Raw genomic sequence first — 19,390 nt, 5'->3', positions numbered from 1 at the left:
TAGGGGTATGAAGAGCCCACTGCTGACCCTGCCCGGCGCCGTTCCCGCCGAGGGCGTGGACGAAGGCGTCGCCGCCCACTACGGCGACCTGTTCCGCGAGCAGCGTGCCCTCGCCGGAGGCACCGGCTTCGTCGACCTGTCCCATCGCGGGGTCGTCACCGTCTCCGGGCCGGAGCGGCTGAGCTGGCTGCATCTGCTGCTCACCCAGCATGTCAGCGACCTCCCGCCGCACCAGGCCACCGAGGCGCTGATCCTCTCCGCGAACGGCCACATCGAACACGCGCTCTACCTCGTCGACGACGGCGAGACGGTCTGGGCCCATGTCGAACCCGGCACCCAGGAGGCGCTGATCGCCTACCTGGAGTCGATGAAGTTCTTCTACCGGGTCGAAACCGCCGACCGCACCGCCGACTTCGCGGTGGTGCACCTGCCCGCCGGTTCCATCACGGAGGTGCCCGAGGGCGTCGCCGTCCGTGAGACGCCGTACGGCCGTGATCTGTTCCTGCCCCGTGCCGACCTGGAGTCGTACGCAGGGAAGGCCGGGCCGCCCGCCGGCATCCTCGCGTACGAGGCGCTGCGGGTCGAGCAGCACCGCCCCCGGCTCGGCTTCGAGACCGACCACCGCACCATCCCGCACGAGCTGGGCTGGATCGGCGGTGCGGTGCATCTGCAGAAGGGCTGCTACCGGGGCCAGGAGACGGTCGCCCGGGTCCAGAACCTGGGCAAGCCGCCGCGCAGGATGGTCTTCCTGCACCTGGACGGCAGCGAGGTCCATCTGCCGCCGGCCGGCACCGACCTCCGGCTCGCCGACGACGGTCCGGACGGCCGCCGGATCGGCTTCGTCACCACGTCCGTACGCCACCACGAGCTGGGCCCGGTCGCCCTCGCGCTGGTCAAGCGGAACGTTCCGGTCGACGCCCGCCTGATGGCCGGGGACACGGCGGCGGCACAGGAGACCGTGGTCGAGCCCTGATCCACGTCGAGCCCTGGTCCACGTCGGATGCGGGCCACGTCGGATGTGACGTGGATCAGATCTCGAGGAGGACGGTGAACGGGCCGTCGTTGGTCAGCGACACCCGCATCCGCGCGCCGAAGCGGCCCGTCGCCACCGTCGCGCCCAGCGCACGCAACTGGGCGACCACCTCGTCCACCAGCGGTTCGGCGACGTCCCCGGGGGCGGCGGCGTTCCAGGTGGGGCGGCGGCCCTTGCGGGCGTCGCCGTAAAGGGTGAACTGGCTGATCACCAGGAGCGGCGCGTCGACGTCGCTGCACGACTTCTCGTCCTGGAGCATCCGCACCGACCAGAGCTTGCGGGCGAGCTGGGCCGCCTTCTCCTTGGTGTCCTCGTGGGTGACGCCGACCAGGGCACACAGCCCCTCGCCCTCGATCGCCCCCACCGTCTCGCCGTCCACGACGACGCTCGCGCCGTCCACCCTCTGCACCACTGCACGCATACGTCCATCATGCCGGTCGGCGCACAGATGACCGACGGCGGTCCACGCGGGGCCCCGGGCGGGCTATTTTTACTCCTTACCCCCCATCTGGGGCGGATCAGGGACACTCGGTCACATAGCGGCCACCAGGGGTGGCACGATGTCGGCACACACCGGTCGAGGGGACGGTTGAGGCACATGAGCACACCACCAGGAACCGGGCAGCAGTCCGGGCCTGTCCTGTCGACCCGGGCGGGGGTGGGGGAACACGAGCTCCCCCGCCCGCCCGCACAGCGCACGGACAGCCCGGCACTGCCCGAGGAGAGCCCGGGGCCCGAACCGGCCCCGGCCGTGCGCAGCCTGCCCGAGCTGCGCACGCTGCGCCGCGACGCCCAGCGCGACGAGGCCGACCTCAGTTATGTGCGGCGGCTGCTCCAGGGGCGGATCGACATCCTGCGGGCGGAACTGGCCCGGCGTACGCCGGTGGGCGCGGCCTCGGTCGCCGCGCCGGCGGAGGCGTCCGTGGTGGAGCGGCTCGCGGAGATCCTGCGGGACACCCCGGTGCGCCGGCGTTCGTCCGCCCGTCATGTGACCCTGGGGACGCCGCAGAGCGAGGAGTACGGGCGGCTGGCGGCCGAGATGCTCGCCGAGGTGGAGCTCTCGGACCTGGGTGCGCGTACGGACGGGGAGCTGACGGCCGCGATGGGGCGGCTGGTGGGGTACGAGCGGCAGGTGTCCCGGAGCCGGCAGCGCCTGCAGCGCACCGCCGACGACTGCAGTGCGGAGATCGCGCGCCGGTACCGCGAGGGGGAGGCCCAGGTCGACGACCTGCTGGTGTGAGGCGGGCGGGGCGGGGCGGGGTGTCGGACGGGCGGCTTGCATCCGGTGGCCGGGGCCGTGGGCCGGGCCGTGGACGGTCGGAAAAGCGCGCGACACCCCCTCAGGAGGCGACCTACCGTGAAGCCATGACCCCCAGCGCCGGGACGCCCCGCACCGACATCGACGTACGCCCGATCACCGAGACCGAGTTCGCCGACTGGAACCGGGCCCTGAACACCGGGTTCCTGCGCGAGCCCACCTCTTCCCCGGAGAACCTCGACACACGCCGCCGCCTGCAGTTCCTGCCGGGCCGGTCGCTGGGGGCCTTCGACGACGGCCGCTGCGTCGCGACGTTCCGTTCCTTCGCGCAGGAACTCACCGCCGTCGGCGGGGCCGCCGTGCCCGCCGACGCCATCACGAACGTCAGCGTGACCCCCACGCACCGCCGGCGCGGCCTGCTGACCCGCATGATGGCGCAGGACCTCGCCGCCGCGAAGGAACGCGGGGACGTCGTCGCGACCCTCATCGCCGCCGAGTACCCGATCTACGGCCGCTACGGCTTCGGCCCCGCCACCTGGGCCACCGAGTGGACCGTCGACGTCCCGCGTACCGGTCTCGACCCGCGCCGGTCCCGCCCGGAGGACGGCGGGCGGGTGGACCTCGTGGACGCGGAGGACGTACGCAAGCTCGGCCCGGACCTGCACGAGCGGCTGCGCGGGGTCCAGCCGGGCGCGGTCAGCCGGGCCGACCTGTGGTGGAAGGCCGCCACCGGCGCCGTGCGCTTCCACCCGACGTGGAACGAGCCCTTCTTCGCCGTGTACCGCTCGGCGGGCGGCGAGGTCGAGGGCATGGTCTCCTACACGGCGGACGACACGTGGGGCGATTCCAAGCAGCCGTTGAGCACGGCGCGGGTGGACTGGCTGCTCGCGGTGAGCCCGGCCGCGCAACGGGCGCTGTGGCGCTATCTGTGCTCGATCGACTGGGTCGTGAAGGTGAAGAGCGGCTGGCGGGCCCCCGACGACCTGCTCCCGTTCCTCCTGCCGGACCCGCGCGCCGCCGCCGTGACGACGCACGCGGACTGGCTGTGGGTGCGCGTCCTGGACGTCGTACGGGCGCTGGAGGCCCGGACGTACGAGGCGGCCGGGTCGCTGGTGCTGGAGGTGGCCGACAGTGCGGGGCCGGCCGGCGGGCGCTACCGGCTGGAGGCGTCGGCGGACGGCACCGGGACGTGCGCGGCGACCACCGATGACGCCGATCTGATCCTGGATGTCGCCGAGTTGGCGCCGTTGTGGCTGGGCGACGAGTCGGCGGTGCGGCTGGCGGCGCTGGGCCGGGTCCGGGAAGAACGAGCGGGCGCCGCCCGTGAGGCCGACGCCCTGCTGCGTACGTCCAGGCGTCCATGGTGCCCGGACCTGTTCTGAGCGCTGTCGCGCTCCCTCGGTGGTGTTCCCTTCTCCTTCCCCTCGTCCGGCGGGTGTCCGTGCATCCGTAGCTGTTCTTGCTGTTCTTGCTGTTCAGTTGTGGTTGTGGTGGTTGCGCTGGTGCTGACCGACCGGGTTCCCGGCTCCCCTCCGGAAGGGAAGCCCGGTCGGCGGTTTGAGGAGTGGTCCCCACTGTCACCGTGATGGCCAACCTCCTGGGAGATCCGACCATGTTGCTCAAGTTGGCGACCAACTTCATTTAAGTTATCTCCGCTTGGATGCGGCTCATAACCACCTTCCACTGAACTGCCAAAAGATGGCGAGAAGTTGTAGGGTTTCGGCGTGGACCCGGAATACGCCCCTGTCAATGGACGGAAGAGGTCGCAGCGGCCACAGAGGACACATCGCGAGGTGGCCGACGAGTTGCGCGCCCGGATCAGGTCCGGGGAACTGCGGCCCGGCCAGCGCATGCCCACTCAGGCGAAGCTCGCGGACGAGTTCGGCGTCGAGCGCGGTGCCGTACGCCAGGCGTTGCGCATCCTGCAGTCCGAGCAGCTGCTCACCAACGTCGCCAAGGGTGCCCCGGCGACCGTCGCCGGCCACCCCGGCGGTGCGCCGACCGGCCCGGGAGCGCCGCCCCAGCCCACCACGGCGGCCCTCACGCCCCGCGTCGCGGCCGCCTTCGAGGCCGAGCACGTCGAGATCGACGCCGTCTGCCTGACCGCGATATCCCTCACCCTCGCCATCGGCGAACCGCTGCGCCAGATCCATGCCGGACGGATGAAACCGGCCAAGGTCGACGTCCGCGTCCTGCTGCCCGGCAGGAACATCGACCTCGCCTTCCCGGTGGCGGTCGAGCACCCCGACGGCGGCCGGGGCGACGGCCGTCACGGCGACCGCGGCGACGACCCCGTGCACGAGCGGTGGCTGGCGATGCGCAACGCCCAGGGGCAGGTGCTCCGGCACAATCTGCTCGCCCTGCGCGCCACCCACGGCATCGACGTGCGGGTCTCCTTCCGGGCGCTGCCCTTCACCCCGCCGGTGAAGCTGTACCTGCTCAATGGCGTGGAGGCGCTGTTCGCCTACTACACGCTGTCCCGCAGCGAGGCGCAGATCGGCCAGGAGAGCGTTCAGACGTACGACGCACAGGGCACCCGCTCCGCGCTGTTCGCGTTCGAGCAGGGCGCCGGGATGCGGGACAGCGCCTTCGTGACGCAGTCCCAGCTGTGGTTCAACGCGTTGTGGGAGACGATCAGTTCGGAGTTGCAGCTCACGAGCTGACGTCTCCCTGCCCCTACGGGCAGGGGCTCGGCACGTACGGGTGGTTCAGAGTGCGGGCCGCGCCACCAGCAGCGCGAGCAGGACGGCTCCGGCGGAGCTGACGCCCGGCCTGCGGGCCTTGATGCCGACGGTGAGCAGCAGCAGGCCGACGATGCCGGCGATGCCGTACTTCCATTCGACGTACTGCTCGAGGGTGACGACGAGGACCGCGGAGATGAGAGCGAGGACTGGCACGATGTTCCCCCTTCGTGCTGCTTCGTGCTTTCCTGTGGACGGAAGCGGAACTTCCGCCAACTTGGCCAAGTTGGTAACCAACTCTAGCTAGGTTGTCCCCACTTGGCAGGTACTTATAAACAACTCTTCAACAACTCCCCATAGATGGATCAAAGTTGTAGCGTTTGGTCGTGACCCAGGAGAACGTCGCAGTGAACGGCAACAGCAGGAACCCGCCCCACTCGCCCCAGGAGATCGCCGACATCCTGCGCGAACGCATCCGCGCCGGGGAGCTCAGGGCCGGCGAACGTCTGCCCACCCAGGCCGAGCTCGCCGAGGAGTTCGGCGTGGAACGCGGCGTCGTCCGCCAGGCGCTGCGCGTCCTCGCGGACGACGGCCTGCTGAGCAACGTCAGCAAGGGCAGCCCGCCCCGGATCGCCGAACCGGCCCCGGCGTCGGACGAGCCCCAGCCGACCATGGTCGGTCTCGCCCCCCGTCTCACCGAGGCCTTCTCCGCGGCGCACGTCCGTATCGACGTCGTGTCCCACACCTCCGAGACGCTGATGGTCGCCGTCGGTGAACCCGTCCGGCTGATCCACGAGGGCAGACTCCGTCCCGAATCGATCGAGTTCCGCGTCCTCCTGCCGTCCCGGACCATCAACCTGGCCTTCCCCGTCCTGGTCGACGAGGACGCCGGCGCCGGCGACCCGGTCCACGAGCGCTGGCTGCAGATGCGCAACGCCCAGGCCCAGGTGCTCCAGCACAACCTGCAGGCCGTCCGCCACACCCACGGCATCGACGTCCACGTCAGGTTCCGCGCCCTGCCCTTCACTCCGCCGATGAAGCTCTACCTGCTCAACGGCCAGGAGGCGCTGCTCGGTTACTACATGCTCGCCAGGCGCGAGGAGGAGTGGGGCACCCAGACCCTGGACATGTACGACGCCCTCGGCTCCCAGTCCCTGCTCTTCTCCTTCGCCAAGCAGGCCGGACAGCGGGACCAGGCGTTCGTGGAGGAATCCCAGAAGTGGTTCGACGCCCTCTGGGAAACCATCACCACGGACCTGACACTCTCCTAGTGACTTCTGATGCGACGCAGACCGAACCGGTGACATACGAGACCGAGAGCGACCAGAAGGACCTCAATGATCCGGACGAACTGAAGCAACTGATCAGCGGCGCCCGTGTCGTGCTGTGGGACTTCGACGGGCCCGTCTGCCGCCTCTTCGCGGGCCACTCGGCGGAGCGGGTGGCGACGGACCTCGTCGAATGGTTGGAGGGCCGGGGCCTGCACGGCCTGCTCACGGAGCCCGAACGCGAGTCGCTGGACCCCCACGCGGTGCTCCGCGCCGTCGACCGCAGGCACCCGGGCAGCGACCTGGTGGCCGAGCTGGAGGCGCGGCTCACCCAGGAGGAAATGCTGGCCGCCTCCTCGGCACGGCCCACCCCCTACGCCGACCCCCTGATCCGCACCTGGACCGCGCTGGGCCCCCGGCCGGCCATCGCGACGAACAACTCCCCCCGCGTGGTCCGCACGTACCTGGCCAACCGCGGCCTCCTCGGCTGCTTCGCCCCCCACATCTACGGCCGCACCCAGCAGCTCAGCCGGCTCAAGCCGGACCCCCACTGCATCAACCGCGCCCTGAACGCCATGGACGCGGCCCCGGACTCCGCCCTGATGATCGGCGACACCCCCTCCGACCTCCACGCCGCCGGGGCGGCCGGCGTGCCCTTCCTCGGCTACGCCCGCAACGAGGAGAAGGGGAAGATCCTGCAGGCCGCGGGCGCCACCGTGATCCTGTCCTCCCTGGAACCCGTACTCGCCAGGATCCGCACCGCATCTCAGGCCTGAACCATCAGCAGGGCCGACAGCGCGGCGACCCCACAGGAGGCCGCCGAACGGAGTCACGGCTGACCGTTTCCTTCCACTGGTGGTGAAGTGGCCGACCAGCCGTCCTATTGGACTGGTTGCCGTGAAGTGGTCTGTCGGATTGGGTCGGTCCTCAACCGACTGCCTGCAGCTTGCATCTCCCCCAGCGGATCACGCTGCGCATGCTCCTGCCGGACGCGGGGCTCGAGCTGCCGTATCCCAGGGTCAAGGACGACCCGAGCGATCCACGGCTGAGGGAGCGACTGCGAACCATCACCGAGTCGCACACCGCGTCGCTGCAAGGAGCGCTGAAGGACCTGCAGACCGAGGAGCTGGTGTCTTCGGCCGACCTGCAGGTCCGTCAGACACCGCTGACGCCCACCTTCAAGCTGTATCTGCTCAACGGTGTCGAGGTCCTGCACGGGATGTACGAGGTGATCAAACGGCCGATGGAGCTGGAGGCCGGCGAGGTGATCACGGCTCTGGACGTCCTGGGCCTCGGCGCCACCCTCACTCACCATGTGGAGGACGCGGACCCGACGTCTCCGGGCTCGGTCTTCGTGGACAGCATGCGGCAGTGGTTCGACTCGGTGTGGAACCTGCTCTCCACCGATGCCTGAGCCGGACCCGGGCGGGCTTCCTGTAGCATGCCCGCACCGACTGAGCAAACGCTCTCCGGCGCTCGTATCAAGAGGCTGACAAGCCAATCCCGCACGAGCTCGCGCGGCCCTCACGCAGAGTGGTGGCAACCCACCCGGTGCGCCTGGCGCGCTACTCCGTCGCGCGTCGTTCCCCGTGCGCGACAAGGGCCTCATGCTTACCGTTTGCCATGTCGTGGACTCCTTTCGCACCTCCGGAGCGGTCAGTGGGCGCACCCCCTCCTCCCCGTCTCACTCCCGGGAAACGTCCCCTGCCCGACCAGGGATACCGCGCCTTCGTCGACCTGGCCGAGCGGGAGGGGCAGGCGATCAGCGGCCACCACAACCGGAACTACGTCGTGCCGGTCACACCGGCCATGGCGAAACCGCTGGGACGTGAGGCCGGTACCTCCGTGACCGTGCGGATCCGGCGTTCCGGGGTGCTGCCGGTGGTGATCAGAACCTGGCAGCACGAGGAAGAGATCCTCGGCGCCGTCAAGGGCGTCCTGCCGTATGTGCCCGAGGTCCTGGCCAGGGGAGACGGGTTCGCGATCCACAGCTATGTGGAGGGGGTCCCGCTCTCCGGCGTCTGCGGGAACGGCAAGCGTGTCGACTCCCTGCTCGTCCAGGAACTGGCCCGGCTCCTGGCCCGGATGGCTCTGGTGCGCCGCAACGGTCTCCCCCCGCTGCCACACGCCTGGCCCCACAACGACACGGACAGCCAAGGCTTTCTGCGCGGGTTGACACGTCTCGCGGATCAGCAGATCAGGCAGCCCAACCGGACGGCGTTCGGCGGACTGTTCGCGGCTCTGGGTATTCCCGAGGACGCTCTGCTCAGGCTGGCCGACCGGGTACCCGCCATGGCGCGGCGACCGTACAGCCTGCTCCACGCCGACCTGCATCGCGACAACCTGATTCTGTCCTACACCGGCGACCGGCCACCCATCTGCGTCGACTGGGAGCTGGCGACCTACGGTGATCCGCTGCACGACCTGGCGACTCACCTGGTGCGGATGCGGTATCCGGCACACCAGTTCTCCGAGGTGGTGGACGCCTGGGCGGACGCCATGCGGGAGGTCCGTCCGGCCGCCGTCAACGGTCTGGGCACGGACTTGCGTCACTACGTGGCCTTCGAGCACGCCCAGTCCGTGTATCCCGATGTCATGCGGGCGGCACGATCCCTGGAGGAGTCGTTCACCCAGAAGAGGCTGGACGAGGCAACGGCGGAAGTACGCAGGGCCCTGGAGGCGGCTGCCGAACCACTGCGGCTCAGGAGCGTGCCGGGTGGAGGGGAGACCGAACGGGCACTGTTCCGATGGCTGACGGCCCGTGACGGCCGCCATCGTCTTGACCGCGTCCCGATCTCGGGAGCCTTCGCCTGGCAGCCGGACCGGCGTCTCGAACAGCCCGTCGATTTTCCGGAGTCCGCGGTGCGGAAGGCCCTGGCACTCGAGGGAGCGGCTCCGGCGAGTCGGGTGTTCAAGGGAACCGCGCACCTCAACTCGGTGGTGCGCGTACCGGGTTTCGACCGTCCCGTGGTCGTCCGGCGGAAGCTGCCCGAGGAGTGCCGAAGGGAACGCAGCGTCCTCAGCGAGCACGCCGTGCTGCGGGCCATCGAGGAGGCGTCCGTCCCCGTGGCCGCGCCCAGGGCCCTGGCGCTGGGCGTCAGCTATCCGGAGGACCCTTTCGCCATCCATACCTACGTAGGGCCGGACGATAACGGCCGCCCCCCGAACCACCCGGTCAACGGCCTGCTGCCGCACGAAGCGGACGGTCTCGTGGACCAGCTCCGCGCCCTGACACGGGTGGACTACAAACCACTCGATCCGCTGGCGGGGGCGAGGGGTTTCCACCGCTGGCTCAAAGACCAACTGGTCCTGCTGGTGGCCGAACTGCCCGAGAGGTCACAGCGGCTGGCGCGGCATCTCGGGCTGCCGGACGTCGACCGCCTCGAGCAGATCCTCTCCCGTCACACCGTGAGCGACCGAAGGCCCTCTCTGCTGCACGGCGACCTCAACCCGTGGAATCTGGTACGCGGCGACGAAGCCTTCGCGCTGACCATCATCGACTGGGAGATGGCCCTGGTCGGCGACCCCCTCTACGACCTGGTGCGCCACATGCACCTGACACCCACCCGTCCGGAGATCCGCGACCGGATGTTCCGCCGCTGGGAACGCCGGCTGCCGTCCGAGTACACCCGTGACTGGCAGAAGGACTGGCAGGTGTACCGCTTGCTGGAAATCGTGCGCTCCGCCTACATCGACCTCGACCGCATCGTGACCGGAGCCGGCCTGGACGCTCCCAACGTCCAGCGCGCGGTGGACTCGTACGCGATGACGCTGGCCGTGGCGACCGGCTCGCTCGGCCTTCCGGTCCGTTCCACCGCCAATCCTCGTCTTGCCCGTGCCCTGGTGTAGGCGGAGCATGACGGGCCCTCCGAAATCCGGCGTGGCCACGCGGAGGTGACGGCCGGCCGGGCGTCGTGCGCGGAGGGGATTCGGCATACCGGAGCGCGTGAACGGGGCGGCGGGGGCAGGTGTCGGCCGGTGGCTGCGGCGCTTCCGGGAACGCTTCGAGCCCGTGGGGGACGTCCTCGCAGGGCAGGGCCTTCCTCGGCGGTGCCCTGCTCGGCCTGGTCGCCCACGTCCTCCACGACGCCGCTGTCCTCGTCGATGCGGCTTCCGGCGCGTGCCCCGGCCGGCTCCACCACCGCCTCCAGGACCCGTTCGACCGCCCGGGTCCGGCGGGACATGTCATCGTACGGATGCGCCTCGAACCCTGGGGCCCGGAGCACTCCGATCCCAAGGGCTGCGGGAGCGAACTCGATGTCTGGTCAAGGGAGAGTCATGTGAGCGAGACCGAGGTCACCACCGCACCGCGGCCCCTGCTGCTGGCCGACGGCCGGCCGGCCCTCCACGCGTGGTCGCTGGACCCGGCCCTGCGGCACCTCAACCACGGTTCGTTCGGGGCTGTCCCGCTGGTGGCGCAGGAGCACCAGCAGCGGGTGCGGGAGGAGATGGAGAGCGCGCCGGTGGTCTGGTTCCCCGCGCTGCCGCAGCGGCTCGCGGAGGCCAGGGTCGACCTCGCCGCGTTTCTCGGGGCGGACCCCGGCGACCTCGCCCTGGTGCCGAACGCGAGCGCCGGCGCCAGCGTCGTCTTCGCCAACCTCGAGCGCCGCCACGGCGGGGAGATCGTCGTCACCGACCACGGGTACGGCGCCGTCACCATGGGCGCCGAGCGCCTGGCACGCCGCTGGGGCGGCCGGGTCCGTACGGCCACGGTGCCGCTGGACGCGGACGAGGAGCAGGCGTACGAGGCGGTGGCCGCCGAGCTGAGCGACGCCACCGACCTCGTGGTTGTCGACCAGATCACCTCGCCGACCGCCCGCCGCATGCCGGTGGAGCGGATCGGCGCCGAGACGCGGCGGCGCGGTGTCCCGCTGCTCGTCGACGGCGCGCACGCGCCGGGGCTGATCGCCGCCCCGCTCGCCGGACCGGCCTGCGACTTCTGGGTCGGCAACCTGCACAAGTGGGCCTGCGCGCCGCGCGGCACCGCCGCCCTGGTAGCCCGTGGACCGCAGCGGGACGACCTGTATCCGCTGATCGACTCCTGGGGGGCCGAGGACCCGTACCCCGACCGCTTCGACCAGCAGGGCACGATCGACGCCACCGGCCCTCTCGCCGCCGCCACCGCGATCGGCCTCGTCGAGAGCACCTGGGGCTGGCCCACCGCCCGCCGGTACATGGACGACCTGGCCGGTTACGCCGAACGGACCATCGGCGCCGCGCTCGCCGCACTGACGGGCTTCGACGGCCCGGTGGACGTCGGCATGCCCGTGCCCGGCATGCGGCTGGTGCGGCTGCCCGAGGGACTGGCCGACAGCCGCGTCGCGGCCGACGCGCTGCGCGACCGGGCGGCCGGGGAACTGGGGGTGGAGGCCGCCTTCACCAGTTTCGACGGCATCGGCTATCTGAGGCTCTCCGCCCACGTCTACAACACCGCCGAGGACTACGAGCACTTCGCCGAGCACTGCGTTCCGATCCTCGGCGAGTGGGCCCGCGCGGCCCGCGCACAGAAGCGGCACCGCGCTTCCTAGCGGCCCGTCCGGTGTTCCGCGCAGGTATGGGAACACAGCCGGAGCACCTTCCTGAGCAAGGTGGTGGGCCCGCACTTCGAGCAACTGTGCCGCCAATGGGCCGAACGGCATGCGGATCCCGGCACGTTCGGCGGCATGCCGATCCAGGTCACGGCCGGAACCGTCGCCGACCCCGACAGTCGTACGAGCCTGGAGGCCGACGTCGTCGTACACGGCGCGATCGGCCAGGACCAGGGCATCCTCCTGTCCGTCGGCGAGGCCAAGTGGCAGAAGGTCATGGACCTCGGCCACCTCGAACGGCTCCGCCGCATCCTGCACCTGCTCGCCGCACGAGGCGTGGACACCAGCCACACCACCCCCGCCTGCTACAGCGGCGCGGGCTTCACCCCGGAGTTGCGGGCGGCCGCTGACCGGGGCGAGGTTCTGCTCGTGGACCTGGAGCGGCTGTACCGGGGCTCGTAGAGTCCGCCGGAGCCCGGAGCCCGGAGCCCGGAGCCCGGAGCCCGGAGCCCGGAGCCCGGAGCCGGAGCCGGAGCCGGAGCCGGTTGCTGGTTCCCTCCAGATCCACTCAACGCGCGGTGGCGTCCATGAGGATCGCCTCGATCCGGGCGCGGCATTCAGCGACGAAGGCGGGGAAGGTGTCCCAGTAGTAGGAGATTCCGCTGACGGCCACCGCTATCGCCCAGGCGCGGGCGCGGGTCCAGGCCGGTGTGTCGAGATTCACGGTGTCCCAGTAGGCCTGCCGTGCTTGTGGTGGCAGGTCCCAGAGCGTGGCGTGCTCGGCGTCGGGATGGCCGATCGAGAGCCCTCCGAAGTCGATGAGTGCGTGGAGCCTGCCGTCCCGGACCAGGAGGTTGGTCGGTTTGAGGTCGCCGTGGAGCCACACCTGAGGCCCGGAGGGCTCGGGCAGGGCGAGGGCGGCTCGCCACAGCCGTTCCAGCGTGTCGACGTCGAGCTCGGAACCCACGGTGGACCGGCAATCATCGAAACAGCCGCTGATCCACTCGTCGCACGGCTCCAGACCGCCTCCGCGGTACCAGCTGAGTTCGCCCGCGCGCGTCGCTCCCATGAGGCCGATGCCGTGGAGTTCCCGTACGACCGCCGCCAGGTCGGCGCCGAAGGAGGCCCAGTCCTGGATGGTGTCAGGGCGGGCCTCGTCACCGTCGATCCAGCGGTAGACCGACCAGAGCAGGGGGAAGTCGTTCGTGGGCGTTCCGGCATGGACGGGTTCGGGAATCGGGCAGGAGAGGAGGGGCGCAAGCCGAGGAAGCCAGTCCAACTCCTTCCGCAGGGACTCTCCGTTGCCGCTGGTTCGCGGGAGGCGGATGAGCAGGTCGTCGCCCAGCCGGTACATGGTGTTGTCCGTGCCCGCCCCCGCGGGCGACAACGACAGATCGGCCCACTCCGGCCGCTGCGCCTTCAACAGTGACCGGACCACCGACTCGTCGACCGGAATCTCATTCTCGTGAAGCGTCACGCCGGAAGTCTCACCGCTGGACGGACCGGAGAGCCAACGACTTTTCCTCGCCATGGATCCGGGTGCCGTCCAACGGAAGGCGGGGAACGTGCCGGGGCGAGCGGGTCGTTGCCCGAAAGCGCCGGACCGGGCGTGCGCCGGAACCGTCAGAGTGCGAGCGCGGCGAGCCGCTCTGCGGTGCGGGGACGACAAAGGCAAGGAGAGTACCCACTCCTTGCCACTCTCAACGTATAGCGCACCGGGGGGCTTGCGGCAAGGCCCGGGTGATGCCTCAGAATCGTCGGCCTGGGACGGAACCTAAGGAAATCGGTGATTCGCGAAGAATGCGTGCTGTTGTCGACGTATGGGTCACGTGAGGGTGGCGAACCGCCGGTGGGACCCGCCGTGCGGTGGAGGGCCCGCGGCACGGAGGCCGGGTGTACGCGCCGCCGGAGTGCGCGGAGCGGCCGGTCGGCCGAAATTCAACATCGTCAAATGGGGGTTTTCATGATGGACGTGATCGTGGTCGGTGGCGGGCCGACCGGGCTGATGCTGGCCGCTGAGCTGCGGCTGCGGGGTGTGCGGGTGCTCGTGCTGGAGAAGGAGGCCGGGCCGGCCGGGTACGCCCGTGCGCTGGGGCTGCACGTGCGCAGCGTCGAGGTGATGGATCAGCGTGGTCTGCTGGAGCGGTTCCTCGCCCTGGGCAAGCAGTACGCGGTCGGCGGTTTCTTCGCCGGCATCGACAAGGGGTGGCCCGAACGGCTGGACACCGCGCATGCGTACGTCCTCGGCATTCCGCAGCCGGTCACCGAGCGCCTGCTGACCGAACACGCCGTCGCACTCGGTGCCGAGATCCGGTACGGCTGCGAACTGGCCGGGCTGAGCCAGGACGAGGACGGGGTGACCGCCGAGCTGGCCGGCGGGGGAGACACGCGGTTGCGCTCGCGCTATCTCGTCGGCTGCGACGGCGGTCGCAGCACCGTGCGCAAGCTGCTCGGTGTCGGCTTCCCCGGCGAGCCCTCCCGGGTCGAGACGCTGCTGGGCGAGGTGGAGCTGGACGTACCGCCGGAGACGCTGGCCGCCGTGGTGGCCGAGGTCCGCAGGACCCAGTTCCGGTTCGGTGTCATCCCCCAGGGGAACGGGGTGCACCGTGTCATCGTGCCCGCCGAGGGCGTGGCCGAGGACCGTACGGTCCCGCCGACCCTCGACGAGCTCAAACAGCAGCTGCGGGCGTTCGCCGGTACCGACTTCGGCGTGCACTCACCCCGCCGGATCTCCCGCTTCGGCGACGCCACCCGTCTCGCCGAGCGCTACCGGACCGGCCGGGTGCTGCTGGCCGGCGACGCGGCGCACATCCACCCGCCGACCGGCGGGCAGGGCCTCAACCTCGGTATCCAGGACGCCTTCAACCTCGGCTGGAAACTCGCCGCCGAGGTGGGCGGCTGGGCGCCGGAAGGGCTGCTGGACAGTTACGAGACCGAACGGCGCCAGGTGGCCGCCGACGTGCTGGACAACACCCGCGCGCAGATGCTCCTGCTGTCGGCCGAGCCGGGACCCCGGTCGGTGCGCCGGCTGCTGTCGGAGCTGATGGACTTCGAGGACGTGAACCGCCACCTGATCGAGAAGATCACCGCGATCGGGGTCCGCTACGACTTCGGCGAGGGCCACGAACTCCTCGGCCGGCGGTTGCGGGACGTGGGGCTGAAGCGGGGGCGCCTGTACGAGCTGATGCGCGGCGGCCACGGACTGCTGCTCGACCAGACCGGCGGCCGGCTCTCGGTGGAGGGCTGGGCGGACCGGATCGACCACGTCGTCGACGTCAGCGAGGAGTTGGATGTCCCCGCGGTGCTCCTGAGACCGGACGGACATGTGGCATGGGTCGGCGAGGACCAGCGGGACCTGCTCGGCCGACTGCACAGGTGGTTCGGCGCTGCCGCCGGCTGAGCGCTGCCCCGTCCCGGCCGGCCGGACGGTCGGGACGGTCACGGGACTGGGCAGATCGAACGGGACCGAACCCCTCCTCCGGATGATTGCTCAGTCCGGCGCGATCACCCGGAGAACATCGTGGGCACGCCGACCAATCCTGTGATCCTGCTGCTGGTGTCCTGCGCCACAAGTCCGTTCGTCCTTAACCGGCTTCCGGCGCGGCGCATGAGAAGTCGTACGCGGCCCAGTCGGTGAGCGTGCGATAGCCGAGGCGCTGGTAGAGGGCATTGCTGGTGGGGTTGGCCAGGTCCGCGAACAGGACGACCTCCCGCGCGCCCGCGGCCAGCGCGGCCCGGCTCACCTCCGCCGTCACGGCGCCCGCGTAGCCACGACCGCGCAGGTGGGCCGGGGTGTAGACGATGTCCACCTGGATCTGGCCGCCGATCATCGGGTTCATGCCCGCGATGGAGACGGGGGTGCCGTCCGGGGTCTCCCAGAGCGTGTAGCGCTTGTCGGCGAAGCGGGTGTCGGCCCACGTGCCGGCGTCGATGGAGACGTCTTCCCCGACGGCCTTGGCGAACTCGCCGCACCAGAACATGACGTGCTCAAGGTCCTGCTCGCCCAGGACGCGGCCCCGGCCCGCCGGCAGCGGCTCCGGTGGGGTGAGCGTGCCGAGGCGGTACAGACGGAGCCGCGTGTCGCGGAGTTTCGGCGTCGCGCCGGTGTGCCGCTGCCAGGCCTCGGCGAAAGCGGTGGCGGTGCTGTGGTCCGCGCTGACGGAGGGAAGGGAGTGCCCGAGGGCGGCCAGGCGGACGGCGAGGGAGTCGGCCTGCTCGTGCGTGAGCGGAGAGAGGCCGACACCACGGGGCGGGAGGCGGTAGAAGGTGGCGTGGACCTCGCCCGCTCGCTCCAGCACGCCGAAGACGGGGGCTTCGGTGCCGAACGCCTCCGCCCCACGCGCTCGCACTCTCTCGGCCCAGGTCAGCTGCATGACGTGCGGGCCGGGCCGCGAGCGCAGGAAGTCTCCGGCCCGGGCGAGGAAGTCGCCGACGTCTTCGGTGAGGTGCCAGTCATCCGGTCGCATGCTTCATGATCCCCCGTGCTGGAGGTGTGCCCCGTGGTTTTCCGCCAGGGCGAGGCCGTGGGAGCGGACCTGGTGCAACCCGGCGTGCGGGCCGCTCGCTCCCAGTGCTGGAGCTCCATGACATCGGCGACCACGCAGCTGACGTTGTCGGGGCCGCCGGAGCCGTTGGCGAGGGCGATGAGTTTGCGGACTGCCTGCCCCGGCTCCGTGGCCTCGGAGATCACCCGGTGGATCTCTTCGGTCGGCACGACGGCCGACAGACCGTCGGAGCAGAGCAGGTACCGGTCTGCCTGCCGGGCATCGTGCAGGCGCATGTCGGGGGTGCCATCGGCTCCTCGACTCAGAGCGCGTATCAGCAGCGACCGCTGGGGGTGGGAGGCCGCTTCTTCCGGACTGAGGCGTCCTTCGTCGACCATCGACTGCACCATGGTGTGGTCGTGGGTGATCTGGAACAGCTCTCCGTCGCGCAGGAGGTAGACGCGGGAGTCGCCGATGTGGACGAGGGCGAGTTGTGATCCGGTCCAGAGCATCGCGGTGAGTGTGGTCCCGGCCTCTTCGGGGGAAGGGCCGGTCCCGGCGACGCCGTGCACGGCCTGTTTGGCCTGGTCGATGGCGTCTTCGAGGACGTTGAGCAGATTGCCCGCCGTGATGCTGTCGGTTTCGAGGTGCTTGAGCGCGTCGATGGCGGCCGCGCTCGCGGGGGCTCCTCGACCGCCGAAGCCGTCGGCGACGGCGAGCAGACGGGACCCGGCGTAGGCGGTGTCCTGGTTGCTCTCGCGGACGAGACCGGTGTCGGAAAGAGCGGCGTAACGGATTCCCAGGGGCTTGGCGGTCGAGGACATGGCAGGGTCCTTCCAGGACAGGTGGTCGATGAGGAAGGTGGCAAGGCCCCGTCGTGCGACGGTGTCGGCTTCGACCTGGGCCCAGAACGCGCGGATTTCCTGGGCCGCCGACGCTGTCTCCAGGCCGCAGACGCGCCGGATGCGGGCCAGAGGCATTCCCAGTCGTCGGAGCCAGGCGACCAGCCGGGCCTGATCCAGTTGTTCCGGTGCGTAGAGGCGGTAGCCGGTCACCGGGTCGACACGCGCGGGGGTCAGCAGGCCGAGCTCGTCGTAAAGACGCAGCGCCTTCGGCGACAGCCGGGACGCCTTCGCGAACGCCCCGATGGTCAGCAAACCCATGCTCGTTCCTCCTCATGCCGAGCACGTCGCCCGGCCCCACCGATGCTGAGGGCTCCCCCAGGGTGAAGGTCAACCAAGGGTTCTGCCGGGCCCCGTCCGATGGTCTCCCCCTTGTTCAGGACTGCAGATCCATTCCTGCAGCAGTTCCTGGAGCTGGTGGATCGTCCGGACCGCCTCCGAGGCCGGATCGGCGCCGTGGTGCTCTGTGCCGCGGCCCGTGTGGCAGGGAGGGTGCTGGATGAACATCGAGGCCACCGACTCCAGCGTCCGCCCGACATGGGCTTGTCCGTCGGGGCGGGGCGGTGGCGGGCCGTGAACACGCCCCACCTCGTCGCCCTCGTCCGCGCCGGAGCCCGCTTCGAACGCGGCCGCCTAGTCGAACGTCCCGAAGCCCGCGCGGCATGAGCGATCGCAACCGATCCGCAGAACGCCACCCATGGATCCGGGTCACGGGCGCGGGAAGCGAGCGCGCATGGCGTCGATGCAGGTGTCCCGGGACGTGGGCCCGCCGAACCGAAGACGGTCATAGGCCGTGAACGCCGGTTCCAGCGTGTCGAGTTCGTCGACCAGGGTGTGCAGCCTCTCAGACCACTGTGCTGAACCGGCGTCCGGCTCGTTCGCTGCGGCGCTGATCGCGGTCGTCAGGTGATCCTTGCGCCGAATGGCGGCCGGGGTCACCGAGTGCAGGCACACGTACTGTCCGCTGAGATACGCATTCCACTCCGCCTTCCCGGTGACCGGGTCGGCCCAGTGAGCGGTGAACCACGCTTCGAGCGGCTCCATGCCGCCGGCTTCGTCGGCGTGAGCGAACAGGTCGGCCGGCACCATCTCGGCACCGTCGGAGCGCAGATATCCCGGAAGCGGCAGACGCTGCCCCAGCATCAGCCGGCGGACCGCATCGGCGTCGCGGCCATGGACCGCGCACAGTTCCTCCAGGGCAACGAACTGCGCGCTGACGTATGCGTCATCGGCATCGGTCATCGGATGGTCGCCGTTGACTTCACGGAATCGCTCGGCGAGCTGCTGCTTCAGGTCTGTCTCCGACATCGGGTCGCCTCCGGCGTTTACCAGCGCGGGCATCTCCCGCACAGGACTCGGCACGCTAGCGGCCGGACGGTTCGGCACTCACCGAACCATCGATGGAATCACGACAGCACCTCGCCCTCACTGCGCCCACCGGTCCACAGCTCTTGACGATTAATCGAATTGAGCAGGCATCCGAACGCGGTTGCCCATATGTTCGGCCGCATGGCTGACGAGTGTTTCGGGCATCCACGCCTCGCCGCGATCTATGACCCACTCGACCCTGACCGCAGCGATCTCGACCCGTACGTCCACATGGCGGATGAGTTCGAAGCGCGTCGGGTGCTGGACATCGGCTGCGGGACAGGCGTGTTCGCGCTCCTGCTGGCCGATCGCGGGATCGAGGTGGTCGGCGTCGATCCCGCCCAGGCATCCGTCGACGTGGCGCGCGGCAAGCCGGGCAGTGAGCGTGTGCGCTGGATCTGTGGTGATGCGGCGACGCTCCCGCCGCTGCGGGTTGACCTGGTGACCATGACAGCGAACGTTGCCCAGGCCATCGCCGATCCACAGACGTGGCGGAAGACCCTGCGAGGGGCCTACGAAGCACTGCGACCCGGCGGACATCTGGTCTTCGAGACCCGGGACCCGGTCAGACGCGCCTGGGGAGGGTGGAACCGTGAGGCTTCCTACACGGTGACGGAGATCCCGGGCGTCGGCACCGTCGAGAGCTGGGTCCAGTTGATCGAGGTGAGCGAGCCGCTGGTGACGTTCCGCTGGACGTACGTGTTCGGCGCGGACGGGCAGGTGCTGACGTCGGATTCCACTTTGCGTTTCCGTGGGCAACAGGAGGTGGAGGCCGAGCTGACCGCGCAGGGGTTCGTGGTGGAGGACGTACGCGACGCTCCTGACAGGCCGGGCAGGGAGTTCGTCTTCGTCGCGCGACGTCCGTAAG

The 19,390-nt window shown here is 70.3% G+C and carries 17 protein-coding genes and 1 pseudogene; 12 read left to right on the top strand and 6 right to left on the bottom strand.

All coding sequences use genetic code 11. The features are described from left to right. The first annotated feature begins 7 nt into the window (after positions 1 to 7). Complete coding sequence (gene ygfZ / locus ACFPZI_RS31080) at positions 8 to 973, top strand: CAF17-like 4Fe-4S cluster assembly/insertion protein YgfZ (protein WP_381370113.1); 966 nt, start codon at positions 8 to 10, stop codon at positions 971 to 973. A 55-nt stretch (positions 974 to 1,028) separates the two neighbouring features. On the opposite strand, the gene dtd is transcribed toward ygfZ, so the two are convergent. Continuing rightward, positions 1,029 to 1,454 (bottom strand): D-aminoacyl-tRNA deacylase, encoded by a 426-nt coding sequence (gene dtd, locus ACFPZI_RS31075; protein ID WP_381370111.1) that lies wholly within the window; start codon positions 1,452 to 1,454, stop codon positions 1,029 to 1,031. Positions 1,455 to 1,631: 177 nt separating this feature from the next. On the opposite strand from dtd, the gene ACFPZI_RS31070 reads away from it, so the two are divergent. The 3 genes from ACFPZI_RS31070 (at position 1,632) to ACFPZI_RS31060 (ending at position 4,954) form a co-directional block, all read left to right on the top strand. After that, positions 1,632 to 2,273: an RsiG family protein gene (locus ACFPZI_RS31070; RefSeq protein WP_381370108.1), complete on the top strand. Its 642-nt coding sequence runs from the start codon at positions 1,632 to 1,634 to the stop codon at positions 2,271 to 2,273. A gap of 125 nt (positions 2,274 to 2,398) precedes the next feature. Next, positions 2,399 to 3,673 carry a GNAT family N-acetyltransferase gene (locus ACFPZI_RS31065; protein ID WP_381370105.1) on the top strand — a complete coding sequence of 425 codons (1,275 nt, stop codon included), beginning with the start codon at positions 2,399 to 2,401 and terminating at the stop codon, positions 3,671 to 3,673. A 342-nt stretch (positions 3,674 to 4,015) separates the two neighbouring features. Then, on the top strand, positions 4,016 to 4,954 hold the full coding sequence (locus ACFPZI_RS31060) for a winged helix-turn-helix domain-containing protein (RefSeq protein WP_381370102.1): 939 nt from the start codon (positions 4,016 to 4,018) through the stop codon (positions 4,952 to 4,954). A 45-nt stretch (positions 4,955 to 4,999) separates the two neighbouring features. Here the strand turns inward: ACFPZI_RS31060 and ACFPZI_RS31055 are convergent, their stop codons facing one another. Beyond that, positions 5,000 to 5,188 (bottom strand): hypothetical protein, encoded by a 189-nt coding sequence (locus ACFPZI_RS31055; protein ID WP_381370099.1) that lies wholly within the window; start codon positions 5,186 to 5,188, stop codon positions 5,000 to 5,002. Positions 5,189 to 5,352: 164 nt separating this feature from the next. Here ACFPZI_RS31055 and ACFPZI_RS31050 point away from each other — a divergent pair, with 164 nt between their 5' ends. The 6 genes from ACFPZI_RS31050 to ACFPZI_RS31025 all read left to right on the top strand — a co-directional run bounded on the left by ACFPZI_RS31050 (position 5,353) and on the right by ACFPZI_RS31025 (position 12,230). Continuing rightward, positions 5,353 to 6,243 (top strand): GntR family transcriptional regulator, encoded by an 891-nt coding sequence (locus tag ACFPZI_RS31050; protein ID WP_381370096.1) that lies wholly within the window; start codon positions 5,353 to 5,355, stop codon positions 6,241 to 6,243. Further along, on the top strand, positions 6,243 to 7,016 hold the full coding sequence (locus tag ACFPZI_RS31045) for an HAD family hydrolase (protein ID WP_381370093.1): 774 nt from the start codon (positions 6,243 to 6,245) through the stop codon (positions 7,014 to 7,016). Before ACFPZI_RS31050 ends, ACFPZI_RS31045 begins: the two co-directional genes overlap by 1 nt. Positions 7,017 to 7,186: 170 nt before the next feature. Beyond that, complete coding sequence (locus tag ACFPZI_RS31040; protein WP_381370090.1) at positions 7,187 to 7,654, top strand: hypothetical protein; 468 nt, start codon at positions 7,187 to 7,189, stop codon at positions 7,652 to 7,654. Between the two features lie 245 nt (positions 7,655 to 7,899). Continuing rightward, on the top strand, positions 7,900 to 10,089 hold the full coding sequence (locus ACFPZI_RS31035) for a phosphotransferase (protein WP_381370087.1): 2,190 nt from the start codon (positions 7,900 to 7,902) through the stop codon (positions 10,087 to 10,089). 431 nt (positions 10,090 to 10,520) lie between these two features. Further along, positions 10,521 to 11,768, top strand: a complete 1,248-nt coding sequence (locus ACFPZI_RS31030) for an aminotransferase class V-fold PLP-dependent enzyme (RefSeq protein ID WP_381370084.1) — start codon at positions 10,521 to 10,523, stop codon at positions 11,766 to 11,768. A gap of 135 nt (positions 11,769 to 11,903) precedes the next feature. Next, positions 11,904 to 12,230, top strand: a complete 327-nt coding sequence (locus ACFPZI_RS31025) for a hypothetical protein (protein WP_381370081.1) — start codon at positions 11,904 to 11,906, stop codon at positions 12,228 to 12,230. 106 nt (positions 12,231 to 12,336) lie between these two features. On the opposite strand, the gene ACFPZI_RS31020 is transcribed toward ACFPZI_RS31025, so the two are convergent. Next, the gene (locus tag ACFPZI_RS31020) at positions 12,337 to 13,245 is read right to left on the bottom strand and encodes an aminoglycoside phosphotransferase family protein (RefSeq protein ID WP_381370078.1); all 909 of its coding nucleotides are present in this window, start codon (positions 13,243 to 13,245) and stop codon (positions 12,337 to 12,339) included. Between the two features lie 486 nt (positions 13,246 to 13,731). Between ACFPZI_RS31020 and rox the strand changes: the two genes are divergently transcribed. Next, positions 13,732 to 15,168 carry a rifampin monooxygenase gene (rox, locus tag ACFPZI_RS31015; protein WP_381370278.1) on the top strand — a complete coding sequence of 479 codons (1,437 nt, stop codon included), beginning with the start codon at positions 13,732 to 13,734 and terminating at the stop codon, positions 15,166 to 15,168. A gap of 184 nt (positions 15,169 to 15,352) precedes the next feature. On the opposite strand, the gene ACFPZI_RS31010 is transcribed toward rox, so the two are convergent. The 3 genes and pseudogenes from ACFPZI_RS31010 to ACFPZI_RS31000 form a co-directional block, all read right to left on the bottom strand. Next, complete coding sequence (locus ACFPZI_RS31010; RefSeq protein WP_381370075.1) at positions 15,353 to 16,234, bottom strand: GNAT family N-acetyltransferase; 882 nt, start codon at positions 16,232 to 16,234, stop codon at positions 15,353 to 15,355. A 116-nt stretch (positions 16,235 to 16,350) separates the two neighbouring features. Further along, positions 16,351 to 17,415, bottom strand: a pseudogene (locus ACFPZI_RS31005) (MerR family transcriptional regulator); the annotation flags it as partial. Positions 17,416 to 17,862: 447 nt separating this feature from the next. Further along, positions 17,863 to 18,462: a DUF6058 family natural product biosynthesis protein gene (locus tag ACFPZI_RS31000; protein ID WP_381370275.1), complete on the bottom strand. Its 600-nt coding sequence runs from the start codon at positions 18,460 to 18,462 to the stop codon at positions 17,863 to 17,865. 201 nt (positions 18,463 to 18,663) lie between these two features. Between ACFPZI_RS31000 and ACFPZI_RS30995 the strand changes: the two genes are divergently transcribed. After that, entirely contained in the window at positions 18,664 to 19,389 is a 726-nt protein-coding gene (locus ACFPZI_RS30995; protein WP_381370072.1) for a class I SAM-dependent methyltransferase, read from the top strand. The last annotated feature ends 1 nt before the right edge of the window (position 19,390 follow it).

Origin of the sequence: Streptomyces chlorus, assembly GCF_042655885.1 — a bacterium.
Lineage (GTDB): Bacteria > Actinomycetota > Actinomycetes > Streptomycetales > Streptomycetaceae > Streptomyces > Streptomyces chlorus.
Note: the sequence above shows the minus strand (reverse complement) of the source record. Positions and strands in the feature narration are given on the sequence as shown.

Bases quoted from the DNA above. Each gene is read 5' to 3' on its own strand.
- ygfZ (WP_381370113.1), top strand. From the start codon at position 8: ATGAAGAGCCCACTGCTGACCCTGCCCGGCGCCGTTCCCGCCGAGGGC.
- dtd (WP_381370111.1), bottom strand. From the start codon at position 1,454: ATGCGTGCAGTGGTGCAGAGGGTGGACGGCGCGAGCGTCGTCGTGGAC.
- ACFPZI_RS31070 (WP_381370108.1), top strand. From the start codon at position 1,632: ATGAGCACACCACCAGGAACCGGGCAGCAGTCCGGGCCTGTCCTGTCG.
- ACFPZI_RS31065 (WP_381370105.1), top strand. From the start codon at position 2,399: ATGACCCCCAGCGCCGGGACGCCCCGCACCGACATCGACGTACGCCCG.
- ACFPZI_RS31025 (WP_381370081.1), top strand. From the start codon at position 11,904: ATGCCGATCCAGGTCACGGCCGGAACCGTCGCCGACCCCGACAGTCGT.
- rox (WP_381370278.1), top strand. From the start codon at position 13,732: ATGATGGACGTGATCGTGGTCGGTGGCGGGCCGACCGGGCTGATGCTG.
- ACFPZI_RS31010 (WP_381370075.1), bottom strand. From the start codon at position 16,234: ATGCGACCGGATGACTGGCACCTCACCGAAGACGTCGGCGACTTCCTC.
- ACFPZI_RS31000 (WP_381370275.1), bottom strand. From the start codon at position 18,462: ATGTCGGAGACAGACCTGAAGCAGCAGCTCGCCGAGCGATTCCGTGAA.
- ACFPZI_RS30995 (WP_381370072.1), top strand. From the start codon at position 18,664: ATGGCTGACGAGTGTTTCGGGCATCCACGCCTCGCCGCGATCTATGAC.